Genomic DNA, 24,036 nt, shown 5'->3' on the forward strand with positions numbered 1-24,036 from the left:
ATTTCCATAGTTATCTGCCCATCAAACCTCTTACCAAAGAACCCCAGACAGCTCATGTGCGCCACCTGGGATTCAATCTTTATTATGAAATTACATTGAGTTCTTTACCGACTTTTTCATAAATCGCAAGTGCTTCGTCGAGCATTTCTTTTGTATGTGCAGCGGTCGGCATGTTGCGGACGCGGCCTTTTCCTTTAGCGACCGTCGGGAAGACGATCGACTTGGCGTAGACGCCTTCTTCAGCTAGGCGTTTTGAAAATTGCTGTGTCAGCTTTTCTTCACCGATGATACATGGTGTGATGGGTGTTTCGGATACACCAATATTGAAACCTAATTTCTTAAGCCCTGCTTTTAAATAGTTTCCATTTTCCCAAAGTTTATCATGTAGCTCTGTCGATTCTGATATCTTGTCCAACGCGCCCATGATTGCTGCGATATCTCCTGCAGGCAGTGACGTGGAGAATAGGAATGGACGTGAACGGACTTTCAACCAATCAATTAATTCCTGCGTACCTGCAACGTAGCCGCCAACGACGCCGATTGCTTTTGACAGAGTACCCATTTGAAGGTCGATCTCTTTTTCAAGACCGAAATGTTTGACGGTTCCTTTCCCTTTACCGGTAACGCCTGAACCGTGCGCATCGTCGACATACGTGATCAAATCGAATTCCTTCGCGACTTCGACGGCTCCAGGAAGGTTGGCAATATTGCCGTCCATTGAGAATACGCCATCTGTAATATACATTACTTTTTCATATAGACCGGACTCCGTCGCTTCTTTCGCTTTGGCACGGAGGTCGTCCATGTCTTGGTGTTTGACTCGGATGACTTTCGCACCGGAAAGGCGGCAGCCATCAATGATCGAAGCATGATTTAATTCATCCGAAAGAATCGCATCTTTTTTTGTCATAACAGCGGAAATTGCCGCCATATTACAGTTGAAGCCTGATTGGTAAGAAATCGCAGCTTCCGTTCCTTTGAATTCAGCAAGCTTTTTTTCTAACTCAACGTGAATATCAAGCGTCCCATTAATGGTACGGACCGCTCCTGCTCCTACACCGTATTTTTCAGTCGCGGCAATTGCTAGCTTTTTCAAATCTTCGTCTGTTGCAAGTCCTAAATAGTTATTAGAGGATAAGTTAATAAGGTCTTTACCTTTAATCTTAATAATGGGGCCGTTTGGTCCTTCAATAGGATCAATTTCATTGTAAAGTCCTTGATCACGAAGCTCTTTTAAATTTTCCTCTAAAAATGCATGGAGTACTTTTGACAAAGTAATCTTCCTTTCAAACAAATGATACCTTCATTTTACCATACGACTGGCCCTGTCGCAGAATGAAGTGCATCCTAGATCAATCACGCCTCGCTGTGATTGATCTAGGATGCACTTGGGTTGGCGTCGCCTTTCCACTCCCTGAAGGCATAACTTAAGTGAGAGACTTCTATAGCTGAAACTTCACTTTCAGTAAAAAATGATTTTCTGAATGAAATTAAATCAAATCCAGAAGTGTATTTGTTTTTTTCTCGAATACAGGGGTGATAATCGCGGAATCCATTATGACTTTCATGCTGTTCTCAGCTTGTGCATAGGACTGCATATAGCCAGTCGCATCAAGCATTTTTTCTGCGTAGACTTCACGAATTATACCAATCTCCTCTTCTGCCCCTGCATCTTCTTCACACATACGCACAAGGTCAAGTATTTCGTCCCCCGGGCGCTCCAAGTCGTAAACATGCGGCATGGTTGCATCAATCAGACAAACCGATAGCTCAGGAAATAATACGAGATCAACTCCTGATGGATCTAGTCCACACCAGCCATATTGGACGTCAAATCCGCGTTTTTCCGCTTCAGCTCCTAAACTTTTCATAAGCGTCGATTTTCCTGTTCCCGGCAGTCCTTTTATAAGAATACGTCTTTCTATTCGTTTCGTAATGGAGGTAATGAAATCCTTTGCCCCTCCAGATGTCAGCGATCCGATTAGTCTGTGGGAAATAGCGGTTTCCTTATTTAGCTTTATCTTCCCAAACAGTTCTTCTTTCAGCGCTTCTATTTGATGCACATGGACATCCCACATCATTCGTTTGATATTCACTGCTTCCCAATCGTCATGAATTCCTTTTGCATCCTCAAGTGACTGCAACGCTTTTTTTAGAGCAATACCCGATTCTTTCAATAATTTCACAATCGAACCATTCTGTTCGCGTAATTTCACTTCATCATACACATCGTAAAAACTGATCACTTTGTGTTTACCGCCAATATCCGTCGGCTCGAGTGCAACCGGATGAGAAGCTTGAAGAATCAGCACATCCGGTCCTTTTATATAGATTGCATCTGTTTTGTCAGGTTGTACAGGATCCATGAACCGTTCTACATTATAGCCTTGTTTAACGTAATATGCCGCCACTTCATTCAACACAGTTGAAATTGCGTTTGTCGGAGGACATTTTAGAAATAACGTTTGTGAGGCAGCTGTAATCAGATTGTCGTATTTGTGAGTGATTCCCGCACCTGTATAGGCTGTCCCCATATATTGGGTTATCGTTCCATTCATGCGTATCATCCTTTCTGTACATACGATTAACCTATGCACAGACAATAAAAAAAAGCACGGCTTGGCAGCACATGCTTAAATGTTTTTTCAGAATGTTATTTCCTCTTCACTCTTACCTATAATTCTCATCAAAAACTTCCGGCTTTGCGGCATAGTATAATGGGCGACCTGTCCTAAAAATAGCGCGATTAGTACCGTCCCGATTCCAACCGGACCACCAAATAGCCATCCGACGATTGCTACAACGACTTCGAGTGTCGTCCGGATTTTCTTCACGCTTGCCCCTGTTTTCTGAACAAAGACGAGCATAAGACTATCCCGTGGGCCCGCGCCGATATTTGGTGAAATATAAATCCCAATGCCATATCCCATAACAATTACACCCGCTGAGAACATAAGTATTTGCGCACCCAACGATGTGATATCCGGCAGCAGCCAATTGAATAAATCGATAAATAGACCAATTGAAATCATATTCAACCATGTGCCAATCTTCGGCCATTCTTTCAAAACAGCGGCAGTTGCAATGATAATAATGAATCCCGTAATAATTCCCCATGTGCCAATCGTCAAACCGAAGTTTTTGTACAATCCAACATGCAATACATCCCACGGAGCAATTCCAAGTTTTTGACCTTTAATCGTCATTGAAATACCCAGTGACATGATCATCATTCCTATAAAAAAGAATGCCCATCTCCATATTAATATCTTTCTCATATAAGTCCTTCTTTCCATACTAAAAGACATTCACACCTTGCGTGAATGCCGTCCTCTTTGTCTATTCATTATAGCACGCCTCATGTCCTTGAAATTATTAATCCTTCACAATGTCGTGAAAAGATGCATCTGTCACACGAGACAGCTCTTCCGGAATCAGCTTCACCTGCAAGCCGGGTTTGCCTGCACTGACAATCATCCATTCTAGACTTTCTGCCGACTTATCGATGAACGTCGGGTACTTTTTCTTCATCCCAACTGCCGAACAACCTCCACGTACATAGCCCGTTTCCTTCGTCAAGTCTTTCAAAGGAAGCATCTCGAGCTTTTTCACACCTGACGCCCTTGCAGCTTTTTTCAAATCCAATTCTGCAGCTACGGGCACCAAAAAGACCAATAGTTCCCGAGGTCCTACAATTGTAACCAGCGTTTTATAAACTGTCTCGACGGATTGCTTCGTTTTTTCCGCAACGGAAATACCGTCCACCAATCCATCGTTCACTTCATACTCCATCAATTCGTAGGATACATTTTCCCCATCCAAAATGCGTACTGCATTCGTTTTCACTTTTTTATTCTGTTTAGCCATCCGCTCATCTGTCCTTTCTAAAATGAAAAGGCCGCCATTTGAAGGGCGACCTTACGTATTCATCATGCAATTTTATAGAAACTAGGTTGATCATTTTCGAATCCTTTCAGTTTCATTTGAACTTGGAAAGAGTAAGATGAAATCGCCTGTTCATAACGTTTCTGCATGATAAGTACTTCACGATCGAGAGCAGAGGGAAGTTCCATGGATGCCATTTTTACTGACTCAGCTTCTTCACGTACAGTTGCAGACTCAATTTCAGATTGTGCTCGATTGTGTAGCATTATTTGAGCTTCTGTCCGCATGATTTTTGCCGATGCTGTTGCTGCTAGCTGGTAATCGGCCGTCGTCGGTTCAGGTTCTGAAATCGCTTCAGCCCGCACACTTCTCCAAACGTCAATCGTTTCTTCAAGGGTTTTTCCAATCGGCAATGTGATTTGCTTCATTTGCCCTCCGTTAAGTCGTTGAAATTCTTGACGCTCTGTGTGAACGATTCCTGATTCTTTCTTCTCAGTCAATAAAACTTCCAGATTTTCAACTGTCTTCTGGTTCTGACCATTATATTGTACATTGCGACTGTAAGCATTCTCTGCATTTCTGCGCCTCAATGTATCATATCGCTGGATAGGATCACTCGCTGTCACTTGAGTCATAACGGCATTCATATAACTTCACCTCCAATTCAGTGTTATTCTCAAAATTCTAGTAACAATATTATACCCGACTATTACAGATTGATAAACCCAACCAAAGCGCTAAGCTAGTATTACTTATCGAATAGTTTCTTTAGCGCATCCGCCATTGCAGTATTCTCCAACTCTTCTGGCGCGCCCTGTTTCTTCATGTATTTCTGGACATCACGTTTGTCCGCTTTTTTGCCGCCCGAACTTGCCCTGCGTTTTTCAAATGCCGATAACTTCTCACGGTGCCCACATTTACAGACAAAAATCCGTCCATCTCCCTCTCCGCGCATCTCCAATTTCTTTTTACAAACTGGACATCTGGCATTCGTCAGCATGGAGACGTTCTTCCTGTGTCCGCACTCACGGTCTTGACAGACAAGCATCTTACCGCGCTTACCGTTAACTTCTAACAATAGCTTTCCACATTCAGGACAAGCTTTGCCTGTAACATTGTCATGCTTGTATTTTTTATCATCTGTTTTAATTTCAGTGACGGTCTGTTTTGAAAAACCAATCATATCTTTCATGAACTCTTCTTTTTTCATCTGACCATTGGCGATTTTCGTCAGTCCCTGTTCCCATTCCGCCGTCAATGCGGGTGACTTTAAATCTTCCGGAACGAGTTCAAGTAGTTGGCGCCCTTTGGACGTCGTATAAATATCATTGCCCTTTTTCTCCATCACGAATGAGTTGAAAAGCCGTTCGATGACATCAGCCCGTGTTGCAACCGTTCCGAGTCCGCCTGTTTCACCGATTGTTTTAATGAGCTCTTTCGATTCACCTTGCATGAACTGTGAAGGATTCTCCATTGCTGCGAGCAAAGTCCCTTCATTGAACCTCGCAGGCGGTTTCGTTTGACCATTCGTCATAACGATTGCCTGGATTTTCACTTCCTCGCCTTTTGAAAACGGAGGAAGTGTATCTGTATCTGCCTCTTCTTCCTCTGTCGAATAAACTTTTTTCCATCCTTCATCCGTAACTGTACGGCCTTTTGCTTTAAACATTTCTCCACCTACTGCGAGTTCCGCCGTCACTTGGTTATAACGAAACGGACCGAAGAAAACAGCCAGAAAACGCTTGACGATTAAGTCATATAAACGCTGCTCTTTATCAGACAAGTTTTGAAGAATCGGAGTTTCCTCTGTCGGAATAATAGCATGATGATCTGAAACCCGTTTGTCATCAATGACACCCTTCTGCGGTTTTACAGTTCCTGCACGCAGCAATGTGTTAGTCGCCTTACGGTATGGTCCGATATCCACAGCTTTAATGCGCTCTTTCAACGTGCTTTCCATATCCGATGTTAGATGCTTCGAATCGGTACGCGGGTATGTTACCGCTTTGTGACGCTCATATAAATTCTGCAGCGTTGATAGTGTCTCTTTCGCAGACCATGACCAACGGCGGTGCGCTTCTTTTTGCAACTCTGTCAAATCGAAAAGATGCGGTGCCGGCTGTGACTTCGGTGTCGTTTTCACGTCCGTTACTTTTCCTACATTCACTCCATCGATTTTACCAAGCAACCTTTCGACTGTTTCTTTATCAAACGACTGTGTTTGACCTGTTGAATCGCTCCAAGTAAATTTCGAGGTTTCCGTCAATGCCTGCATGCCATAGTAGGATTTCGGCTTGAAGTCTCGAATCTGATTTTCCCGTTCTGCAATCATGGCAAGTGTCGGGGTTTGAACGCGTCCCGTCGACAATTGAGCATTGTATTTCACCGTCAGCGCACGCGTCGCGTTAATACCGACAACCCAATCCGCTTCTGCACGAGCTACTGCCGCCTGATATAGATTTTCATAGGCACGACCGTCTTTCAGGTTATTGAAACCGTCCTTGATGGCTTTATCGGTGACAGATGAAATCCATAACCGTTTGACAGGCTTGCGGACTTTCGCTTGTTCCAAAATCCAGCGTGCCACAAGCTCCCCTTCACGTCCCGCATCTGTCGCGATAATGATACCCTTCACATCGTTGCGATTCAGCTGTGCTTTAACCGCATTGAATTGTTTCATCGTTTGGCGAATCGGTACCAGTTTGAATGGCTGAGGAATAATCGGTAAGTGCTCGAGCTTCCACTCTTTGAATTCATTGCCATAGCCTTCTGGATCTGCATGTGTCACAAGATGGCCAAGTGCCCATGTGACTATATAATTTGTGCCTTCAAGAAATCCGTTCCCTTTTTTATTGCAACCAAGCACTCGTGCAATATCGCGAGCCACGGACGGCTTTTCAGCTAGTACAAGTGATTTAGACATAAGTATTTCCCCTTTCTTCATAGTTCAATTATACGGTAGAACGTGAAGGGATGCATGTCGGGCGAATGAAACCGGATTCTTTAGGGAGAAAATCGCTCCTAAACCAAGTAGGTAATTTTCCATATCTGTCTAAGTTGAACAAATGAATGCAGGAGATCACTGGAAAAGTCCTAAGAGATAAGAGTGAATCAGAAATTCTGCTAATACCGCTTCAGCGCTTTGTGGATGCCTCCCGCGATAAGCCGGAAAGGAGCCCGCTTTCAGTCTTATCGCTCCGGCTACCACGAAGTCGCGCCTTCGCTAGATGGTCTATGTTAGAAAGCACATTTCTTTATCGGGGTTTAAACCTACAACCTATCTAATTCACTACTATTTAGGTTGCAATATAGAATACTGTACATAAACCAATCGAATGCGTTTAACATCAGCCCCAATACAATGGACAGAATTAGAAATCCCTCTAATACCGCTTCGGCGCTTTGTGGATGCCTCCCGCGATAAGCCGGAAAGGAGCCCGCTTTCAGTCTTATCGCTCCGGCTACCACGAAGTCGCGCCTTCGCTGGATGGTCTTGTTAGAGAGTCAATTTCGTTGTTGAGGATTAGACTTGCAATCTATAATGCACCTTTCTTGAATAAAATTAGTATCAAATAGCGATAACATTATAATTTCAGTCTATACATCTCAAAATAAAAACTCCCCTGAAAATGTACACCCTAGCGCAAGCGCGACAAGGGGTCGCCGAAGCCGTGAGACTGGATGCGAAGCGTTAATCCAGGCTCAGGGCCAGAGGCATCCCCAAAGCGCCAAGCGATCTACAATCCACACTCCGAACCACAACACACCCTCAATAATGTACACCCTAGCGCAGGCGCGACAAGGGGTCGCCGAAGCCGTGAGACTGGATGCGAAGCGCTAATCCAGGCTCAGGGCCAGAGGCATCCCCAAAGCGCCAAGCAGTCTACAATCCACACTCCGAATCACAACTACTTCTGAATATTGAGCACCGCAGCGGATTCAACTGGATTCTTTATCTCAACATATATAGTAAAAAAACCGTAGTTTACCATATCATTCATTTCAATCTATTAGATATATACATAACTCATTCGTCCAATACATATGGTAATAGGGATGAATTTAACAATTTGCATGAAAGGGTGATTCCAATAAACGAACAACAAAAGAAAATCGTAGCTATCCATATTTCCAGCTCGGACGGAAAGGGGACATACCCCGCACGCAGAGCAGCCATGATTGCAAAAACTTTGGCTGAAGAAACAGATATCATCTTCCTTTGTGGTGCGGATTCCCCTCCGGTACCTAAGGGATTTAAATCAGTGCCTACCGAAACGCATAACCTTTTGTTACAGGCACTTGCAACTATTAAACCAGACTTACTCCTACGTGATAGCGGCTCAACAATACTAGAAGAAGTTGAAAAGATTGCTGAGCTTGTTCCCTCCATCATCCATTTCGATGATTTCGGTGATGGCGGTAAAAGTGCGGACCTGGTTTTTCAGACTCTGTATGCCGAAACAAATGATAGTGTTCCCGACCATTATGTGCTTGGATGGGAGAGCTTCATTGGCGACGAACAAATGGCTTCATATAAACATATCGGTCTTCGCAAAGGCCAGTCCGGCCCTCTCCCCCATCTCGTCATCACATTCGGCGATGAGGACTTGGGAAACTTGACTTACCGTGCATTGCGACACATTATGCAACTTCAGATTCCACTAAAAGTGACGGTTCTCATCGGTGAACACTATTCCCACGATGCGAGTGCACTACAGATGATGGCTCTTGGGAGACGCAACACAGCTGTTGTAGAGCATCCGTACAATACTGCAGAGATATATGCATCCGCAGATATTATTTTGTGCGCATCTAGCTACATGCCATATGAAGTCGCGGTACTTGGCATCCCTTGCATCGTCCTCGCACAAAACGACTTCGAGCTGGGACTCGCATTTCCAAAAGACCAACACGGGTTCATACATCTTGGCCTCGGCCGTAAAGTGAAACAGTCCAGCCTGTTGAACGCCATCATGGAACCATTGCTGCACGATCCGCTACGAAAAAAAGCGATTGCACGCCAAGCTGCACTCGGAATGGGCGACGGAAAAGACGCTGTCTGTGAAGCAATTCGCTATTATCTTGAATACCCGAAGCGTAATACTAGTGGCGGAGCAGGAAAAAAGACGTTTGATATGCTACACTGAGTAAAAACGAGGTGCCTTACTCTATGAACAAACGTCAAGTGGAATCAGCGATTGCTGAACTCAAAATGGACTATATTAATCTACAAGGTGATATCGAGAAACTCGAATCGACAGGCAATAATAGTTACGTCAAAAAAGCCGAACTTCGTCTTGCGACAATGGAAAATAATCTCGCAGAACTGAATAAGCAACTTGACGAGTTTGAATAACACAGCGCTGGAGTCTAGACACTGTTCCAGGTGAGAAACTTATACTTTCAAAGCTCAAAAAGAAGACTATCCTATGAATAACAAGGGATAGTCTTTTTGATTTATACATATAAAAACTCAATAACTCGTCAGTTTAAACAGCTTCTGTAGACTATAAATACCGCGTTGGAAGAATGTGAATCCATCTTGGTACTCTTCCACGTCAAGCGTGTACAACGCATCTTCATTGTTCCATAGTCTATCGAAATAAGTGTCTATCTCACCAGTTAACTCACTGTCATTCCTTGCAATAACCCGTAGATTTGCTTCCAAGTTATAATCATCAAGCGTGCGTTCCGTTAGATTGGCAGATCCGTTCGAAATATACGTTTCATCTTTCGTTTGGACGACAACCAGTTTCGTATGATACTGCCCAATTACCGTATTGTACCAACGGACATCGATCTTCCCATCCGAATCCTCCACCATTTCCTGCACAACAGGCCTGTTCGGCAACCCGGATTTTTCATTGCCAAAGGAGTTTTCATTCGGATCCAAAATCATTTTCACATCCACCCCACGATTCGCCGCATCGACGAGGGCATTTACTAGGTCCCTTTTTGAGATGAAAAACATACCGAGACGAATTTTGTCTCCTTTTTGTGATTTCGCAATATCAGCAAGAAGTGCATCTAGTATTTTTTTCTCAGTCAAATACTGGACGGCATATTCTCCACCATCTGGCTCAGGCTCTTCGACGCGCGGCAATGTCCCTCCATTCGTATAGTGAAGGATTGCTTCTTCCGCTTCTAAAATATCGTTCATGATAGCCCCCTTTACCTTCAATGCGATATTCCCATGAAACCCACTGGCGTTATGCGGATTCCCCGATGAAACAAGTGCTTCCTTATCCGTTACGACAGTCTTCCGGTGATTCGCTTTAACGTTTAGTAATGTTATATAGGAAGCCAGTGTCATTTTCGGAGCCTTACTAGACATGGCATTTGCAATCCATCCTGTTTTCTCAAAATCCATCCAACGAAATAGCATCCTGTAAAGCCCTGAATAGATTGGCGTTGAATCGCGAAGCGGGTCCAAATCTGTGTAGACGACTTCAATCCCAACGTCTTCCATCATTGCGAACCATTCCATTTCGTAAGAACCGTATCCCGTGTTCAAAGGATCCGTGATAAAAATAATCGGCATATCTGGATTTTTCTCCTTTTTTGCCACCAGTTTCTCAGTCATTGTCTGTGCGATTTTAGGAAACTCTACGTCTTCATCAACATAATGATCAAATAAGAAATAATCGAGTACGATAAATTGCTCAGCCCGGTCAATCATTTGGTAAACTTCATCGAAAATTGCAAGCTCATGCACCATACCATCCCTGTCTTTATTTTGTGCATATGTCAAATCAGTAAACATTTCAACATCGTCCGTCCAGTGGATATCTCCCTCGAAAGAAATACCTTCGGGAAGCGGTTTATATGTATTCCATAAGATTACACCTATGTAAATTAGGACAAACAGTAACAGCACAATTAGGACAACCCGCTTCCGCCTGCTCCATCCCTTTTTCTTTTCTTTCTTTTCCATGGGCATTTCCTCTTTTCAGCTTAATCTATCACTTACAACTAGATTCCCCTTTTTGCTTTTCGACAAACAAAAAGCACAGCCCATTCGGCTGCGCTCTTAGGCAGTGACGTAGTCTTGCACCGCTGTATCTGCAATCATTAATTCTTTCAAATACTTTTTAGCACGGAACAGTCTGGATTTCACTGTACCGATTGAGACCTTCATCACATCTGCAATTTCAATCAATGAATATTGATAGACATAGAAATACTCGATGGTTGTTCTGTAAATGGCATCAAGTTCACCTATTTTTTGTTGAACGATGGATTGAATGTCATTCCGCTCAAGTAATTCCGCTGGAGTCAGACTGTCACTTGGAACCAAATCTAAAATAGGCACATCCAACGTTTCCGGTTGGTTCATCACATGTTTACTTCTTCTAACGTCTTTCCGGTACCGATCTCGGAATGTATTCATGCAAATGGTTGTTAACCATGCTTTCATATGTTCAACGTCGTCCATGCGATTGCTGTACCGTACGACCTTCACCCATACGTCCTGCATGAGGTCTTCTGCCTCTTCTTTGTTACGCGTCAACTTAAGGCATAGATGATATATGTAACGTCCGTATTCTTCATGCACCCCATTAAGATTTAAGTTCATAATATAACGCTCCCGTCTTCTATCTGTTGTTCTCATTATCAACAATTGAGACCTTTCAAACCATCGTATTCTCTTTCAGTACACTTACAAAGATGTAAGCTTGAAAAGCGGAAGCGGCTGAATAGATGCGACAGGCATAAGACGGTCTGGCGAAGTGGCGCACTTTGCCGCACAGCCAGAACGACTTTCAAGGTTCACAGTCTAAGATCGCCGCGTCCTGCGGCAACGACTGCGTAACTCACATCCTGTGAGCCTCTAGCATCTGGCCGCTGAAGCTAGACAAGAAAAGCGAAAGCGGCCGAATAGATACGACGGGCATAAGACAATCTGAAAAAAGAAAATCCCCATAACCATCGCCTGGTTACAAGGATTTTCGTGTTTCATTCATTTTCTTCAGACCGAATCGCAATCGTCATTCGTATAATACGGTTGCGTTCCATTTCCTCAATTTCAAAACGCATATCATCGTATGTAAATCGTTCACCTTCTTCAGGAACATGACCAAGCTCTTGCAGAACAAATCCGCCAAGTGTTTCATGATCGGTCGGTAATTCAACGCCTAACAAATCCATCGCATCAACGATTTCGAGCCTTCCGTGACAAGTTAACATGTGTTCCGTTTTTTCATAGACAAGTACTTCTTCATCATCGTCCGTCTCATCTTCAATATCCTGGCCAATCATTTCTTCGATAATATCTTCATGTGTAATAACGCCAAGTGTTCCTCCGTATTCATCCAGAACAATAGCCATATGCTTCTTCTTCGCAAGCATCATCTTGAACACTTTTTCAACGCTGGCGGACTGCACTACGTAAAATGTATTGCGGTCAATCAACTCACTAAGTGTCTGTTTAGGATTCATCGACCACCCGATTAGCATTTTCGAATAAAAAACGCCTAAAATCGTATCCATGCTTTCTTCATAGACGGGATAACGTGTATAGGAATGCTCGAGAATGATATCACGTACTTCTTCGTAGGTTGCTTCAATCGGCAGCCCGATGATATCCATCCGGTGTGTTTCAAGGACGTCAGATACATCCTTTTCTGCAAAATCGAGTACTTCTTTCAATCGATTTGATTCTTCCATCTTGAATGTTCCTTCTATAGATGCAATGTCAACCATCGATCGTAGATCATCCTTGGTAAGTGTAGCTTTCGTCACCGCACCTTTTGAAATAATGCGGATGAAAATATTTGTGAACATGCCCAGTAGTGATGTCAGCGGAGTCAATATTGTAATAAGAAGTGAAATTGTAGGTGAAACCATATAAGCGACACGCTCACTGAACGTTGCAGCAATCGTTTTCGGCAACACTTCACCGAAGACAATAATAATAACCGTCAGTATCCCTGTCCAAATACCGACACTTAGACCTTTGTTGATTGCTATAGTCGTAACGAGGGTCGGCATCATAATATTCGCGATATTATTTCCGATCAGAATCCCTGTAATCATACGGTCCGGTTTCGAAATCAGTTTCTGCAGCCTGATAGCCTGCTTGTCTCCCTGATTTGCACGAAACTGGACCTTTCTCCTATTTACTGCCGTAAGAGCCGTTTCACTACCTGAGAGGTAAAACGACATGAATAAAAAGAAGCCAAGTGCAATAAACAAAAGCAATTCCTCCCGGAAATAATATCATATTTGTATATTCGTCCAATTAATAACTTTCAAACAGTATACCATACCCTTCAGGTTATCGTTCGTCTTTCAAGCTCAAAATCCTCATTTATCTGCTATACTATTCCTAATCAAAATTACTTGAAATGAGGAATTATATTGAATCATTTAGAGATGATTGACGGGTATTTCAAAGAAAAACGGGATGTACATTTAGGCCTATTAAAAGACTTTCTACGTATTCCAAGTATCAGCGCTTTATCCGACCATAAGGATGATATGCAACAAGCTGCAGAATGGTTGCGCGCTTCTTTCAAAAAAGCAGGTCTTGAAAATCTTTCAATTGATGAAACAGATGGACATCCCGTTGTGTACGGCGATTGGCTCCACGCAGAAGGAAAACCAACCATCCTCGTGTACGGACATTACGACGTGCAACCGGTCGATCCATTGAATTTGTGGACAAGCGGGCCATTCGAACCTGAAGTACGTGATAACAAATTATATGCACGTGGTGCCAGCGATGACAAAGGACAAGTATTCATGCATGTTTTGGCTGTTGAAGCGCTTATTCAGAAAACGGGCGGATTGCCTGTCAATGTGAAATTCATCATTGAAGGTGAAGAAGAAATTGGCAGTCCGAGTCTCGAGAAGTATATTAAGGCTAACCAGGACAAACTTGCAGCCGATGTTATTGTTATTTCCGATACAGGCATGCAAGGGCCCGGACAACCCGCAGTTTGTTATGGACTTCGCGGCCTGAGCGGCGTTCAGATCGATATACAGGGCGCGAAAAGCGATCTTCATTCCGGCTTGTATGGCGGTGGCGTCCAAAATCCAATTCATGTACTTGCAGAAGTTCTTGCGTCATTCCGCGATAAAGAAGGAACCATTGCTATAGAAGGATTTTACGACAATGTACGCCCTCTATTAGACGAGGAACGCGAAGCTTACCAAGCGCTTGGCTTTGACGAAGACGAATTGAAAGAAGAAATCGGTGTGACAGAACTGTTCGGAGAAAAAGGGTATTCGTACCTTGAGCGTACGTGGACACGTCCGACACTTGAAATTAACGGCGTATTTGGCGGATTTTCAGGAGAAGGCATTAAAACAGTATTGCCTTCAGAAGCAGGCGCAAAAATCACGTGCCGCTTAGTACCTGACCAGGATCCCGATGAAATCGTCGAGAAGTTGAAAGCGCATATCGAGAAACACAAACCGGTGGGCGCAACCGTGACAGTGACTGAATTCGATAAAGGAAAACCATTTATCACTCCGTTTGACCACCCCGCTATCCAGGCGGCCGGTCGTTCATACGAAAAAGTATACAATGTACCGACTGCTTATACGCGTGGTGGTGGATCGATTCCAATTGTGGCGGCATTCGATGAAATTCTCGAGTTGCCAGTGGTCTTAATGGGCTTCGGTCTTTCATCAGAAAACTTCCACGCGCCAAACGAACATTTCCACTTGGAGAACTTCGACCAAGGTTTGCGCGTCATCAGCGATTATTACTATGAAATTGCCAGTTTTAACAAAGATGAACTTAAGAAGTAGTCCTATCCCGGATTCCCATTATGGGGATTCGGTTTTTGCTTTCACGACAGGACCATTTTCATAAAAACCAGCGTTAAACACGAAAAAAGCGTCCGTATTACATGATTAAATGCAATGCGGACGCTAATCATTTCTAATTTATACTTCTTTCGCTTCTTCACTATCTCGGCCGTAATAGGTAACTAATTCTACTAGTGGTTTACGGGGAGCGGCCTTTGGTATTTCATCAAAATAACCGAATTGGAGCATGCTAATAATACGTTCTCCTTGTTTAACACCGAGTTCTGCTCTGAATTTCGGATTATCGAGGAATCCGGGAGTTTTCCAACAAGTTCCAATCCCTTTATCCCACGCAAGTAGGTGTGTGTTCATTATGAACATGCTTGCTGCTGCGTAATCTTCCAGGCGTTCTTTCTGGCGCGCATCTTCAGGAACGACAACGAATGCAACAGCACCTGGACCCGTAAATTTCTTCATTTGCTGCGCTAGTGATTCTTCCGAAAGCTCTTTCCATTTAGGTACGCCATATTCTTTCAACACATCAAGGAATTTCACATATTCCTTATCTGCAGCTACAACAAAGCGCCATGGATTGCGATTGCCATGATTTGGCGCCCACGCCGCATCTTCCAACATTTCTGCAATGTTTTCCGGATCAACCGGTTGACCATTAAAGTTCTTTATTGAACGACGCGTAATAATCGCGTCTCTAACTGATAAGGCTTGCTCATTCATAAATCATGTCCCCTTTACTTATACTCCGACTATTATACCTTACCCGTTCCTCTTTTGCGAAAATGGCTGAACAGTAACGTCATTATTGTTTTCTGAATACAATTAAATACTTTTCATGGTATAGTAATAAAAGCATATATTCTAATAAAAAAGGATGGTTTTAATCATGACTAAGAAACCGCTTGCATGGATTGTGGACAGTACTGCCTTCGTTTCCGAGGAACTCAAACAACACCCGGACTTCTTTTCCGTTCCTTTAAATATACATTTCGGTGAAAAACAGTTTGTCGACGGTGTCGATCTAACACCTGAACAACTTTACGGTAAAATTAAAGATGCAAAAGAGTTTCCGAAAACTTCTCAACCATCAGCAGGTGAGTTTTCCGAAAAATTCAAGGAAATCGCGGAACATTATGAACAGGCAATCGCTGTTCACGTGTCGAGTAAAATGAGCGGGACACTTGCTTCTTCGACTGCTGGCGCTGAAATCGCAGGATTTCCTGTAACATTCATCGACTCCCTTTCACTATCCTACGGAATTACCGGGTTAATTGAACGAGGCATGGAAATGTACGATAAAGGTGCAACTGTCTCCGAAATCGAAAAACAACTGAACAAAATGACCGGAACCCTGCACATCTACATATTGATGGGGCAACTGGAACAACTTTACAAAGGCGGCCGAATGAACGGTGCGCAGTTCTTCCTCGGCAGTTTGTTGAAAGTGAAACCAATCGTTACTATTACGGCAAATGGCGAATTGGAACCGGTCGAAAAAGTTCGGTCCGAGAAAAAAGCACTTCAATACCTGGTCGATAAAGTAGCTGCAGAGCATCATCCCGGCAGAAAGACAGTTCACTTAATGCACGGCAATGTCATGAATCAGGCAATCCATTTGAAAAACCTTCTTACGGAGCAAGTACCCGGCCTTGAAGTGAAAATCGGAGATATTAGTTCCGTCCTCGCGGTTCATGCGGGAGAAGGAACGCTTGCCGTTTTATGGTTTGACTGAATTTAATAAAGCAGTCCGTTATTAATCGACGGACTGCTTTTTTATGTCTTGCCCTAGGTATCTGACACTCGTTCTCCTTATGAAAATTGGTCATTGATTTTAAAAAAGATGTAGCGCGCATTGGGTGTGCTGGCATACGAATCTTTGTATGCCCAGTGCCGGTGCCTTGCGTTATAAGTATGTGCATTGACGAGCGGAACCGCACCATCTTTCGCCGTAATAATCGTTGTATGATCAAATCTTCCATCGCCTTGAAAGTCATAGGCAATGACATCCCCTAACCCTAACTGCTCGGCAGATGAAACTTGTGTGGCCGTCAACCCTTTTTTCGAACCCGCCAAATACCATCGCAATGAATGCGCTACAGACCAGCTAAAACTCCATGTGCCGCCACCGATCCACCAACCCCGCTCCCGATTCGGAGATCCATGCATTGGCGCTCCGCCCGCCCGCAAGCATTGCGAAATGTAATTGGTACAATCTACATCGAATGTTGGATATGCTGGATTACGACTATCCCACCACGTATCGGCATAGCGGACGGCTGCTTCCCTGTTATACATCTTCAAATCCCTCCCTACGCCATCCTATGAATACAAAGCGTTTGGAATGCGCTTGGAGTGTCATTCGATGAACCGGAAGAGACGTAAAAACGCTATCTTAGATGGCATTCCGAGTTCAAGCAGTATTATATATTCCTCAACAAAAAAAGTGCCCGATTATTCCGGACACCTTTTGAAAACTATATGGAGCTTAGGGGACCCAAACTCCCGACCTTCACATTGCCAGCGTTCTTATCTAGACTTTCAATATAAATGCTGTGTACTGGTCCAGATGTTCAACAATAAAGACATCCTTACTCTCCCAATACATATGGTTTATGTTCAAGGTGATGGTGGGTTTTTATATATCGAACAGTCTTTGTTTTCGCTCGCATTACGATAGAATCCGTTTCTACTAAATCGCCTCCGAGAAAACGAACTTCTTGCAGAATATCACCGGAAGAAACACCTGTAGCAGCGAAAATAGCATCATCACCAGCTACAAGATCTTCTAATTTTAATATACGTGTCGGTTCTTCTATTCCCATTTGTTGACAACGTTTATATTCTTCCTCGTTTTCTGGTAGAAGTCTCCCTTGCATTTCCCCACCTAGACATTTTAATCCAGCAGCTGCAATGACCCCTTCAGGTGCTCCACCAGTTCCTACAAATAAATCCACACCTGTATTTGGAAGACCTGTAGCAATCGCTGCACTAACGTCATTATCCGAGAAGAGTTTAACCCTAGCTCCTTTTGCACGTACACGATCAATTAAATCCTGATGACGTTCTCTTTCAAGTATCATAACAGTTACATCTTTAACCCGTTTGTTCGTTGCCTCTGCTACAATATCAATGGTTTTTTCAATAGGATCAGCTAAATTTATCTTCCCTGCAGCTAATGGTCCTACGGCTATTTTTTCCATATACATATCGGGTGCGTGAAGTAAATTACCCTTATCCGCAATTGCTAAAACTGTAATCGCATTGGAATATCCCTTTGCTACTATATTTGTCCCTTCCAAAGGGTCAACTGCAATATCAACTTCCGGGCCTTGACCTGTTCCTAGCTCTTCACCGATATATAACATAGGGGCTTCGTCCATTTCCCCTTCACCAATTACCACAGTTCCACGCATATTAATAGAATCAAATATCGCTCTCATGGCGGTAGTCGCTGCATCGTCAGCAGCTATTTTATTTCCTCTACCCATCCAACTTGCTGCTGCTAAAGCAGCCCCTTCAGTTACACGTACTACTTCTAATGCTAATTCACGTTCCATTACATCCACTCCTTATTATTAAACAGACTGAAAAAATCAGATATACTAAATTTCTAATTGAGTATAACAAAAAATAAGCATTTATCTTAGTTATGCGATTTCCCTATTCCGAAAACTTATTTTTCTGAATTAATAATAAAACCATAGGAATAGGTCTAGATCATTTTTCAAGATAATAATGGAGAGTTCCGTTTAAACCATCTAATGACTTCAAGATGCACAGTATGTTCCAGACACCTTCTACATATTCTTCCGTATCACAATAAACGTGATTGGTAATCAACCCACTAATATTAATATTGCACAAAAAAAGAGTGCTCGGATAAACCGAAACACTCTTAACTACTATATGGAGCATAGGGGGCTCGAACCCCTGACCTTCACACTGCCAGCGTGACACTCTCCCAGCTGAGCTAATGCCCCGAATCTTTGGTACAATAAGGATTATAGCAATAATATTCGAAAAAGACAATAGGCAGGGGGCACATCTACATGCAGCATGCAGAAAGAGAAATCACAGGACCTGTTGCGTTGTGTGACGATAAAGGGTTATTGAATCCAGAAGCAATCGGCTTCGCGCGTCACCCGTACATCCAAAGCAATTTAAAAAATCATTTCATGCGGAAGAAAAAGTGGAATTATTGGTGCGTATACGGGGAAGATTTGCTGTTTTCTGTGACAATTAGCCATCTCGATTATGCCGCTGTCTGCTTTGTCTATATCTTAAATTACGAAACGCAACGATTCTATGAGAAACAAATTACAATTCCAATTGGACGCGCTGTCAAGATGCCTGAAAATGTGCTAGACAGTGTTAAATTTGTGAATGATAACCTAACCGTTCAGATTTTACATATCCAAGGTGAAACACATCTCTCCGTAACGATTCCTGACTTCGATAATGAAGTGCTTCATGCGGATTTCCACATCGTCCATCCAGTTGACGATGAATCGTTGAATGTTGTAATCCCAAGAAACAGGGAAATTTTCCAATTCACAGCTAAGCACCATTCATTGCCGACCTCCGGCTTTGTTAAGATTGGTGAAAGACGGTATGACTTCAATCCTGATTACAGTTTCGCGGTTCTCGATTACGGCAGAGGCATATGGCCCCGTAAATCAGAGTGGAACTGGGCAATGGCATCTCAGCGTCTTGGTGGCCGCCGCATTGGGCTTAACTTTGGTGGAAAATGGACGGACGGAACAGGAATGACTGAAAATGCTGTATTTGTTAATGGCTTAATGACAAAAATCCATGAAGATGTTGTGTTTACATATGACTCCAAAAATTACATGGTACCCTGGAAGATCCAGACCAAGTTTTCCGACAGTGTAAACATCACATTTACACCCTTTTTCGAAAGAGTCTCTACGACGAATGTCCGGTTGGTCCGTACCGAAGTCCATCAAGTCATCGGTTATTTCGACGGAAAGATACGCTTACATGACGGTTCCATTCTACAAATACGTAAGATGCTTGGTTCATCCGAAGAACACAACGCAAAATGGTAAATGAATAATCTGATCTCGCACATAATATCTCATTTTACACGCCGGCATTCATGTCGGTTTTTTCAATTGATATACGTATTTTGTTTAGAAATCAACATTATAGGCAAAATACATAAGAAGGCTAACTATATGAAAGGTTGTGTGTATATTGAAAAAACAATATAGAATAGGTACATTTCTTTTAATCGGTGCATTGGTGTTGGGTGCATGTGGTAACCTCGGGAAAAATGCCGATGAACCTAACCGCGAAGACGCGGATATTATTCTTGAACGTGAGAAAGAAGGCGGAACCATCAATACAGGTAATGGTTATGGCTTCTCTTCATTTGATCTTGACATTGACGTAGGTGGAAAAGATGCAATCGAGGCAGACTATAATGTCCAAAAAAGTGCAGAAGCAGAGTATGAAAACAAATTGGAAAACATCAAGTTAAAAGACAGCGCAGCTATGGATGAGCTCCATTTATTCTTTTTAGATATCCGTATTATGAAGGATACGCCTAAACAAGAAGTAATCGACAATATCCTTAAGTGGTATCAACTGGACACATACTCAAAATTCGATCTTGAAGTCGATTTTGACGATGGTACGCTTCTCGATATAGAGGAAAAGAAGTAATTTATTTAAAAGGCTGCAGAGACATTTTAATATGTCCTTGCAGCCTTTTAAATTTTTAATCGCTATACTTTTGACTCCAAAAGCATATTGTAATAAACACCTTGTCGCTCAATTAACTCTTCTTGATTTCCTGATTCAATGAGTTTTCCCTGTTCCATAACATAGACGGTATCGGCTTTTCGAACTGTGTTAAGTCTATGTGCAATAACGAAACTGGTTCTACCTACCATTAGACAATCGAGCGCTTCCTGGATTTCCAGTTCTGTGACGGTATCGATACTGCTCGTCGCTTCATCAAGAAGTAAGAGTACTGGATCTGCAACGAGTGCCCTGGCAATTGACAGCAATTGCTTCTGCCCTTGCGAAATTTCGCTACCATCCGATGTAAGCATAGTCTCGTACCCATCTTCAAGCCGACTAATGAAGCTATGTGCATTGGCCTGTTTCGCAGCGATGATTACCTCTTCGTCAGTAGCGTCCAGTTTTCCGTAGCGGATATTTTCAAATACTGTCGCTTCAAAAAGAAATGGATCTTGTAAGACGAATGCAGTCTGACTGCGCAGCGTTCTTCGCGGCAACTTGCTAATCGGAATGCCGTCGATATAAATCTCTCCTTTATCGACTTCGTAAAACCTAGCTAGCAATTGCATAATTGTTGTCTTTCCTGCCCCTGTTGCGCCGACAAACGCCGCCGTTTCACCTGATTTCACATGGAAAGATACATCGTCAATCGTATAGCCGTCCGTTTCAACTGCGTAACCGAATGACACATTGCGGAATTCGATATCCCCTCGCAGTGTTGTATTTCCAAATTCTGTTGCTTCGTCTTTCTCAACAGGCTCATCCATTATCTTGAATACCCTCTCAGCCCCCGCAATTGCTGAAAGAACAGTGTTGAACTGGTTAGCAAGATCGTTGAGTGGACGTGTAAACTGACGTGCAAATTCCGAGAAGATAACGATTGTTCCAACTGTAACAACCCCATCCCCTCTTAAAGCAAGTAATCCACCAACTCCTGCAACGACCGCAAAACTGGCATTGTTCAGCATGTTCATCACTTTGGGGATAAATCCGGAATAGGTCAACGCCCAGAATCCGGTACGACGAAGCCTGTCACTCTTCTGTGCAAATTCCTCCATCACACGGTCTTCCTGCGAGAACGCTTTGACTATACGCTGACCGGAAATGGTCTCTTCAATCATTCCATTCAATTCACCGACCGCCCGTTGTTGTTCTTTAAACAACAACCCAGTACGACGGGTAATCCATCGTATCGCTATGAACATGATAGGCACAATAATCATTGTCAGTAGTGTCAGAAGTGGACTTAAGTAAAGCATGACAGCAAATGTCCCCGTCAGTGTCAAAATACTTGAAAACACTTGGATGAAAGAGGAATTCAGCGTTTGGCTGACGTTCTCAATATCGTTTGTAATCCGGCTCATCAGTTCGCCGTGTTGCCGTTTATCGAAAAATGTGACCGGTAATTTTTGCAGATGGGCAAACAGGCTTGTTCGCAAACGAAAAACCGTCTGCTGAGCAATACCTACCATCCAATAGTTCTGAAAGTACATGGCAAACGATATACCAATATAAATTGCGATTAGCAATCCTATATTGCCGCCTAGACCTGCAAAATTCATCGGAATAATGTAGTTATCAATAATTTTTCCAATCATCAACGGTCCGAGCAACGCCAAAATCGAACTGACAAAAACAAGTGAGAGCACTGCAATTAGCAGACCTCGCTGTTCATCTACAAGTGTCCAAATCCGGTATAGGACTGACTTCCAATTACCTGCACGCTCTTTCTTCTTTTTTCCTTTACCTTGAATATCTTCTTTGGATAGGATCGGCTCGTAGCCGAACGGTTTACGAATTGCGCGTAACATCGGCAGCCACCTCCTCATCGGATTGAGATTCTGCTATTTTTCGGTACAATGCAGATTGCAGAATCAAGTCGTCATGTGTTCCGTAGCCGACAACTTTCCCTTCATCCAGAAGAAGAATTTTGTCTGCGCCTTGTGCAGTCCGGATTTTTTGTGTTACAACGAGCATTGTTGCCTCTTCCCCTTCAAGCGCATCCCATAACGCAGTTTCCGTTTTCACGTCAAGTGCACTTGTGCTGTCGTCAAGAATCAGGATAGATGGTTTTCGCACAAGCGCACGTGCGATGGACAATCGCTGCTTTTGACCGCCTGATAAGTTGACGCCTTTCTGTCCGACCCGTGTCCCATATTTTAGCGGGAACAAATCAATTGATTCATGGATTTGCGCTTTCTCCGCCGCCTCTTCCAACTCATCGACATGCGCTTCGGTATCTCCCCACGATAAGTTTTCCAAAATGGACCCTGTAAATAAAATCGATTGCTGTGGAACGAGTCCGATTGTATCCCGCAAGTCTTTCAACGGCCATTCATCCACTTCTGTCCCAGACACATATATTTCACCAGAACTCTTTTCGAAAATCCGAGGAATGAGGTTTAGTAAAGTGGATTTCCCAGAGCCGGTTGCCCCCATGATTGCTAGCTTTTCACCGGAGGATACATGGAATGACACATTATCCAAAATTGGTTCCATTTTACCCGGGTACATGAACGACACGTTTTCGAATCGTAAATCGCCTTCATTGCGCAGCAGTCCTGTACTTTCTGAACGATGGATTTCTAGGTCTTCATTTGCAAGTAATACTTCTTCCATCCTTTCGGAAGAGGCTTTCGCACGTGAGAATGCAATGATGATGAAAGAGAACATGGAAAATGCACCAGTCATACGCATCGCATAGTTGACGATCGCGACCAGCTCCCCCACTTGCGCTCCCCCGTCACGAACTTCAATTGCACCAAACCATAGCACAGCCATTAAACTGGCGTTCATAACGAACAGTAGAATTGGCAAGATAAGTTCCATCATCCGCATCGCTTTTACAGTATCTTTTCTTAACAGATCGGATACTTTGGAGAAGCGGCTCGCTTCATAAGCCCCGCGTAAAAAAGCTTTTATGAGCCGAACCGCTTGTAAGTTTTCTTGAATTACACGATTTACCCGATCTAGCCTTTTTTGGACGTGAGAAAAGTAACGAACTCCTTTCTTCGCCATGATATATAGGAAGACCAGCAAAAATGGTGCCCCTACCACAAGGAACAAAGCGAGTTTTACATTAACGAAAAAAGCCATGATTAAACTACCTATAACAAGCAACGGCGCACGCAACATGATTCGCAGCCCCATAAACAGGACGTTTTGTGCCATCGTTACATCACTCGTCAGACGTGTGATCAGTCCCGATGTTGGGAACCTGAGAAATGTAGCCATGGTAAACGTCTGGACTTGGCGGAAAAGTGCCTGACGCAAATCAAATCCAAAACTTTGTGCAGCATGTGCAGCGAAAAACGAATTGATAACCCCCGAAAAGAATGCCACAAAAGCCAGCCCCATCATGACGCTTCCCCACGTCCAAATAACAGTCTCATTTCCCGCCAAGATGCCATCGTCGATAATTTTAGCAATGAGAAGCGGCTGTATCAGTTCTACCGACAACTCCAGAAGCATAAGAAATAGTGCAATTACAATTGGCCATTTGTATGGCAATGCATAAGAAAAAACAGTTTTCATCTCACTGACCTCCAAAAACTCTTTCGTTTCACGAATTACTTCTTGATAAGCTAATTATGCCACAGGTACTAGGCT

At 43.2% G+C, this 24,036-nt stretch carries 20 protein-coding genes and 1 tRNA gene; 6 read left to right on the top strand and 15 right to left on the bottom strand.

What is annotated here, in order from left to right; genetic code table 11:
- Positions 1-82: 82 nt before the first annotated feature.
- The 6 genes from AC1TO6_RS08565 to AC1TO6_RS08590 form a co-directional block, all read right to left on the bottom strand.
- On the bottom strand, positions 83-1,273 hold the full coding sequence (locus AC1TO6_RS08565) for a glycine C-acetyltransferase (protein ID WP_482101181.1): 1,191 nt from the start codon (positions 1,271-1,273) through the stop codon (positions 83-85).
- 217 nt (positions 1,274-1,490) lie between these two features.
- The gene (locus AC1TO6_RS08570) at positions 1,491-2,558 is read right to left on the bottom strand and encodes a hypothetical protein (protein WP_482101182.1); all 1,068 of its coding nucleotides are present in this window, start codon (positions 2,556-2,558) and stop codon (positions 1,491-1,493) included.
- 87 nt (positions 2,559-2,645) lie between these two features.
- Entirely contained in the window at positions 2,646-3,278 is a 633-nt protein-coding gene (locus AC1TO6_RS08575; RefSeq protein WP_482101183.1) for a YczE/YyaS/YitT family protein, read from the bottom strand.
- A gap of 97 nt (positions 3,279-3,375) precedes the next feature.
- Entirely contained in the window at positions 3,376-3,867 is a 492-nt protein-coding gene (gene ybaK / locus AC1TO6_RS08580) for a Cys-tRNA(Pro) deacylase (protein ID WP_482101184.1), read from the bottom strand.
- 62 nt (positions 3,868-3,929) lie between these two features.
- Entirely contained in the window at positions 3,930-4,532 is a 603-nt protein-coding gene (locus AC1TO6_RS08585) for a hypothetical protein (protein WP_482101185.1), read from the bottom strand.
- Positions 4,533-4,633: 101 nt separating this feature from the next.
- Positions 4,634-6,808 (bottom strand): DNA topoisomerase III, encoded by a 2,175-nt coding sequence (locus tag AC1TO6_RS08590; RefSeq protein ID WP_482101186.1) that lies wholly within the window; start codon positions 6,806-6,808, stop codon positions 4,634-4,636.
- Positions 6,809-7,955: 1,147 nt separating this feature from the next.
- On the opposite strand from AC1TO6_RS08590, the gene AC1TO6_RS08595 reads away from it, so the two are divergent.
- A complete protein-coding gene (locus AC1TO6_RS08595) occupies positions 7,956-9,032 on the top strand; it encodes a PseG/SpsG family protein (protein WP_482101187.1) in 1,077 nt (358 codons plus the stop codon).
- Between the two features lie 23 nt (positions 9,033-9,055).
- Positions 9,056-9,241, top strand: coding sequence for an SE1832 family protein (locus tag AC1TO6_RS08600; protein WP_482101188.1), 186 nt, complete (start codon positions 9,056-9,058; stop codon positions 9,239-9,241).
- 117 nt (positions 9,242-9,358) lie between these two features.
- On the opposite strand, the gene AC1TO6_RS08605 is transcribed toward AC1TO6_RS08600, so the two are convergent.
- From AC1TO6_RS08605 to AC1TO6_RS08615, 3 genes are all read right to left on the bottom strand, one after another.
- Complete coding sequence (locus AC1TO6_RS08605) at positions 9,359-10,819, bottom strand: phospholipase D family protein (RefSeq protein WP_482101189.1); 1,461 nt, start codon at positions 10,817-10,819, stop codon at positions 9,359-9,361.
- A gap of 96 nt (positions 10,820-10,915) precedes the next feature.
- On the bottom strand, positions 10,916-11,461 hold the full coding sequence (locus tag AC1TO6_RS08610; RefSeq protein WP_482101190.1) for an RNA polymerase sigma factor: 546 nt from the start codon (positions 11,459-11,461) through the stop codon (positions 10,916-10,918).
- Positions 11,462-11,841: 380 nt separating this feature from the next.
- Positions 11,842-13,080 carry a hemolysin family protein gene (locus tag AC1TO6_RS08615; RefSeq protein ID WP_482101191.1) on the bottom strand — a complete coding sequence of 413 codons (1,239 nt, stop codon included), beginning with the start codon at positions 13,078-13,080 and terminating at the stop codon, positions 11,842-11,844.
- Positions 13,081-13,260: 180 nt separating this feature from the next.
- Between AC1TO6_RS08615 and AC1TO6_RS08620 the strand changes: the two genes are divergently transcribed.
- Complete coding sequence (locus AC1TO6_RS08620; RefSeq protein WP_482101408.1) at positions 13,261-14,643, top strand: dipeptidase; 1,383 nt, start codon at positions 13,261-13,263, stop codon at positions 14,641-14,643.
- A 138-nt stretch (positions 14,644-14,781) separates the two neighbouring features.
- Here AC1TO6_RS08620 and AC1TO6_RS08625 read toward each other — a convergent pair whose 3' ends face one another.
- On the bottom strand, positions 14,782-15,378 hold the full coding sequence (locus AC1TO6_RS08625; RefSeq protein WP_482101192.1) for a nitroreductase family protein: 597 nt from the start codon (positions 15,376-15,378) through the stop codon (positions 14,782-14,784).
- 166 nt (positions 15,379-15,544) lie between these two features.
- Here AC1TO6_RS08625 and AC1TO6_RS08630 point away from each other — a divergent pair, with 166 nt between their 5' ends.
- On the top strand, positions 15,545-16,390 hold the full coding sequence (locus tag AC1TO6_RS08630; RefSeq protein WP_482101193.1) for a DegV family protein: 846 nt from the start codon (positions 15,545-15,547) through the stop codon (positions 16,388-16,390).
- Positions 16,391-16,467: 77 nt separating this feature from the next.
- Here the strand turns inward: AC1TO6_RS08630 and AC1TO6_RS08635 are convergent, their stop codons facing one another.
- The 3 genes from AC1TO6_RS08635 to AC1TO6_RS08645 all read right to left on the bottom strand — a co-directional run bounded on the left by AC1TO6_RS08635 (position 16,468) and on the right by AC1TO6_RS08645 (position 18,638).
- Positions 16,468-16,953: an amidase domain-containing protein gene (locus tag AC1TO6_RS08635; protein WP_482101194.1), complete on the bottom strand. Its 486-nt coding sequence runs from the start codon at positions 16,951-16,953 to the stop codon at positions 16,468-16,470.
- 293 nt (positions 16,954-17,246) lie between these two features.
- Positions 17,247-18,215, bottom strand: a complete 969-nt coding sequence (gene glpX / locus AC1TO6_RS08640) for a class II fructose-bisphosphatase (protein WP_482101195.1) — start codon at positions 18,213-18,215, stop codon at positions 17,247-17,249.
- A gap of 350 nt (positions 18,216-18,565) precedes the next feature.
- A tRNA-Ala gene (locus tag AC1TO6_RS08645) sits at positions 18,566-18,638 on the bottom strand.
- Between the two features lie 69 nt (positions 18,639-18,707).
- On the opposite strand from AC1TO6_RS08645, the gene AC1TO6_RS08650 reads away from it, so the two are divergent.
- Positions 18,708-19,727 carry a DUF2804 domain-containing protein gene (locus AC1TO6_RS08650; RefSeq protein ID WP_482101196.1) on the top strand — a complete coding sequence of 340 codons (1,020 nt, stop codon included), beginning with the start codon at positions 18,708-18,710 and terminating at the stop codon, positions 19,725-19,727.
- Positions 19,728-19,875: 148 nt separating this feature from the next.
- Positions 19,876-20,346: a YusW family protein gene (locus AC1TO6_RS08655; RefSeq protein WP_482101197.1), complete on the top strand. Its 471-nt coding sequence runs from the start codon at positions 19,876-19,878 to the stop codon at positions 20,344-20,346.
- A 62-nt stretch (positions 20,347-20,408) separates the two neighbouring features.
- On the opposite strand, the gene AC1TO6_RS08660 is transcribed toward AC1TO6_RS08655, so the two are convergent.
- Both AC1TO6_RS08660 and AC1TO6_RS08665 read right to left on the bottom strand, forming a co-directional pair.
- Positions 20,409-22,238 carry an ABC transporter ATP-binding protein gene (locus AC1TO6_RS08660; protein ID WP_482101198.1) on the bottom strand — a complete coding sequence of 610 codons (1,830 nt, stop codon included), beginning with the start codon at positions 22,236-22,238 and terminating at the stop codon, positions 20,409-20,411.
- A complete protein-coding gene (locus tag AC1TO6_RS08665) occupies positions 22,219-23,961 on the bottom strand; it encodes an ABC transporter ATP-binding protein (RefSeq protein WP_482101199.1) in 1,743 nt (580 codons plus the stop codon). The genes AC1TO6_RS08660 and AC1TO6_RS08665 overlap by 20 nt, the downstream gene beginning before the upstream one ends.
- Positions 23,962-24,036: the final 75 nt, after the last annotated feature.

Source organism: Sporosarcina sp. Y352 (assembly GCF_056786535.1).

Bases quoted from the DNA above. Each gene is read 5' to 3' on its own strand.
- AC1TO6_RS08570 (WP_482101182.1), bottom strand. From the start codon at position 2,558: ATGAATGGAACGATAACCCAATATATGGGGACAGCCTATACAGGTGCG.
- AC1TO6_RS08575 (WP_482101183.1), bottom strand. From the start codon at position 3,278: ATGAGAAAGATATTAATATGGAGATGGGCATTCTTTTTTATAGGAATG.
- ybaK (WP_482101184.1), bottom strand. From the start codon at position 3,867: ATGGCTAAACAGAATAAAAAAGTGAAAACGAATGCAGTACGCATTTTG.
- AC1TO6_RS08585 (WP_482101185.1), bottom strand. From the start codon at position 4,532: ATGAATGCCGTTATGACTCAAGTGACAGCGAGTGATCCTATCCAGCGA.
- AC1TO6_RS08590 (WP_482101186.1), bottom strand. From the start codon at position 6,808: ATGTCTAAATCACTTGTACTAGCTGAAAAGCCGTCCGTGGCTCGCGAT.
- AC1TO6_RS08600 (WP_482101188.1), top strand. From the start codon at position 9,056: ATGAACAAACGTCAAGTGGAATCAGCGATTGCTGAACTCAAAATGGAC.
- AC1TO6_RS08605 (WP_482101189.1), bottom strand. From the start codon at position 10,819: ATGGAAAAGAAAGAAAAGAAAAAGGGATGGAGCAGGCGGAAGCGGGTT.
- AC1TO6_RS08610 (WP_482101190.1), bottom strand. From the start codon at position 11,461: ATGAACTTAAATCTTAATGGGGTGCATGAAGAATACGGACGTTACATA.
- AC1TO6_RS08620 (WP_482101408.1), top strand. From the start codon at position 13,261: ATGATTGACGGGTATTTCAAAGAAAAACGGGATGTACATTTAGGCCTA.
- AC1TO6_RS08625 (WP_482101192.1), bottom strand. From the start codon at position 15,378: ATGAATGAGCAAGCCTTATCAGTTAGAGACGCGATTATTACGCGTCGT.
- AC1TO6_RS08630 (WP_482101193.1), top strand. From the start codon at position 15,545: ATGACTAAGAAACCGCTTGCATGGATTGTGGACAGTACTGCCTTCGTT.
- AC1TO6_RS08635 (WP_482101194.1), bottom strand. From the start codon at position 16,953: ATGTATAACAGGGAAGCAGCCGTCCGCTATGCCGATACGTGGTGGGAT.
- glpX (WP_482101195.1), bottom strand. From the start codon at position 18,215: ATGGAACGTGAATTAGCATTAGAAGTAGTACGTGTAACTGAAGGGGCT.
- AC1TO6_RS08650 (WP_482101196.1), top strand. From the start codon at position 18,708: ATGCAGCATGCAGAAAGAGAAATCACAGGACCTGTTGCGTTGTGTGAC.
- AC1TO6_RS08660 (WP_482101198.1), bottom strand. From the start codon at position 22,238: ATGTTACGCGCAATTCGTAAACCGTTCGGCTACGAGCCGATCCTATCC.
- AC1TO6_RS08665 (WP_482101199.1), bottom strand. From the start codon at position 23,961: ATGAAAACTGTTTTTTCTTATGCATTGCCATACAAATGGCCAATTGTA.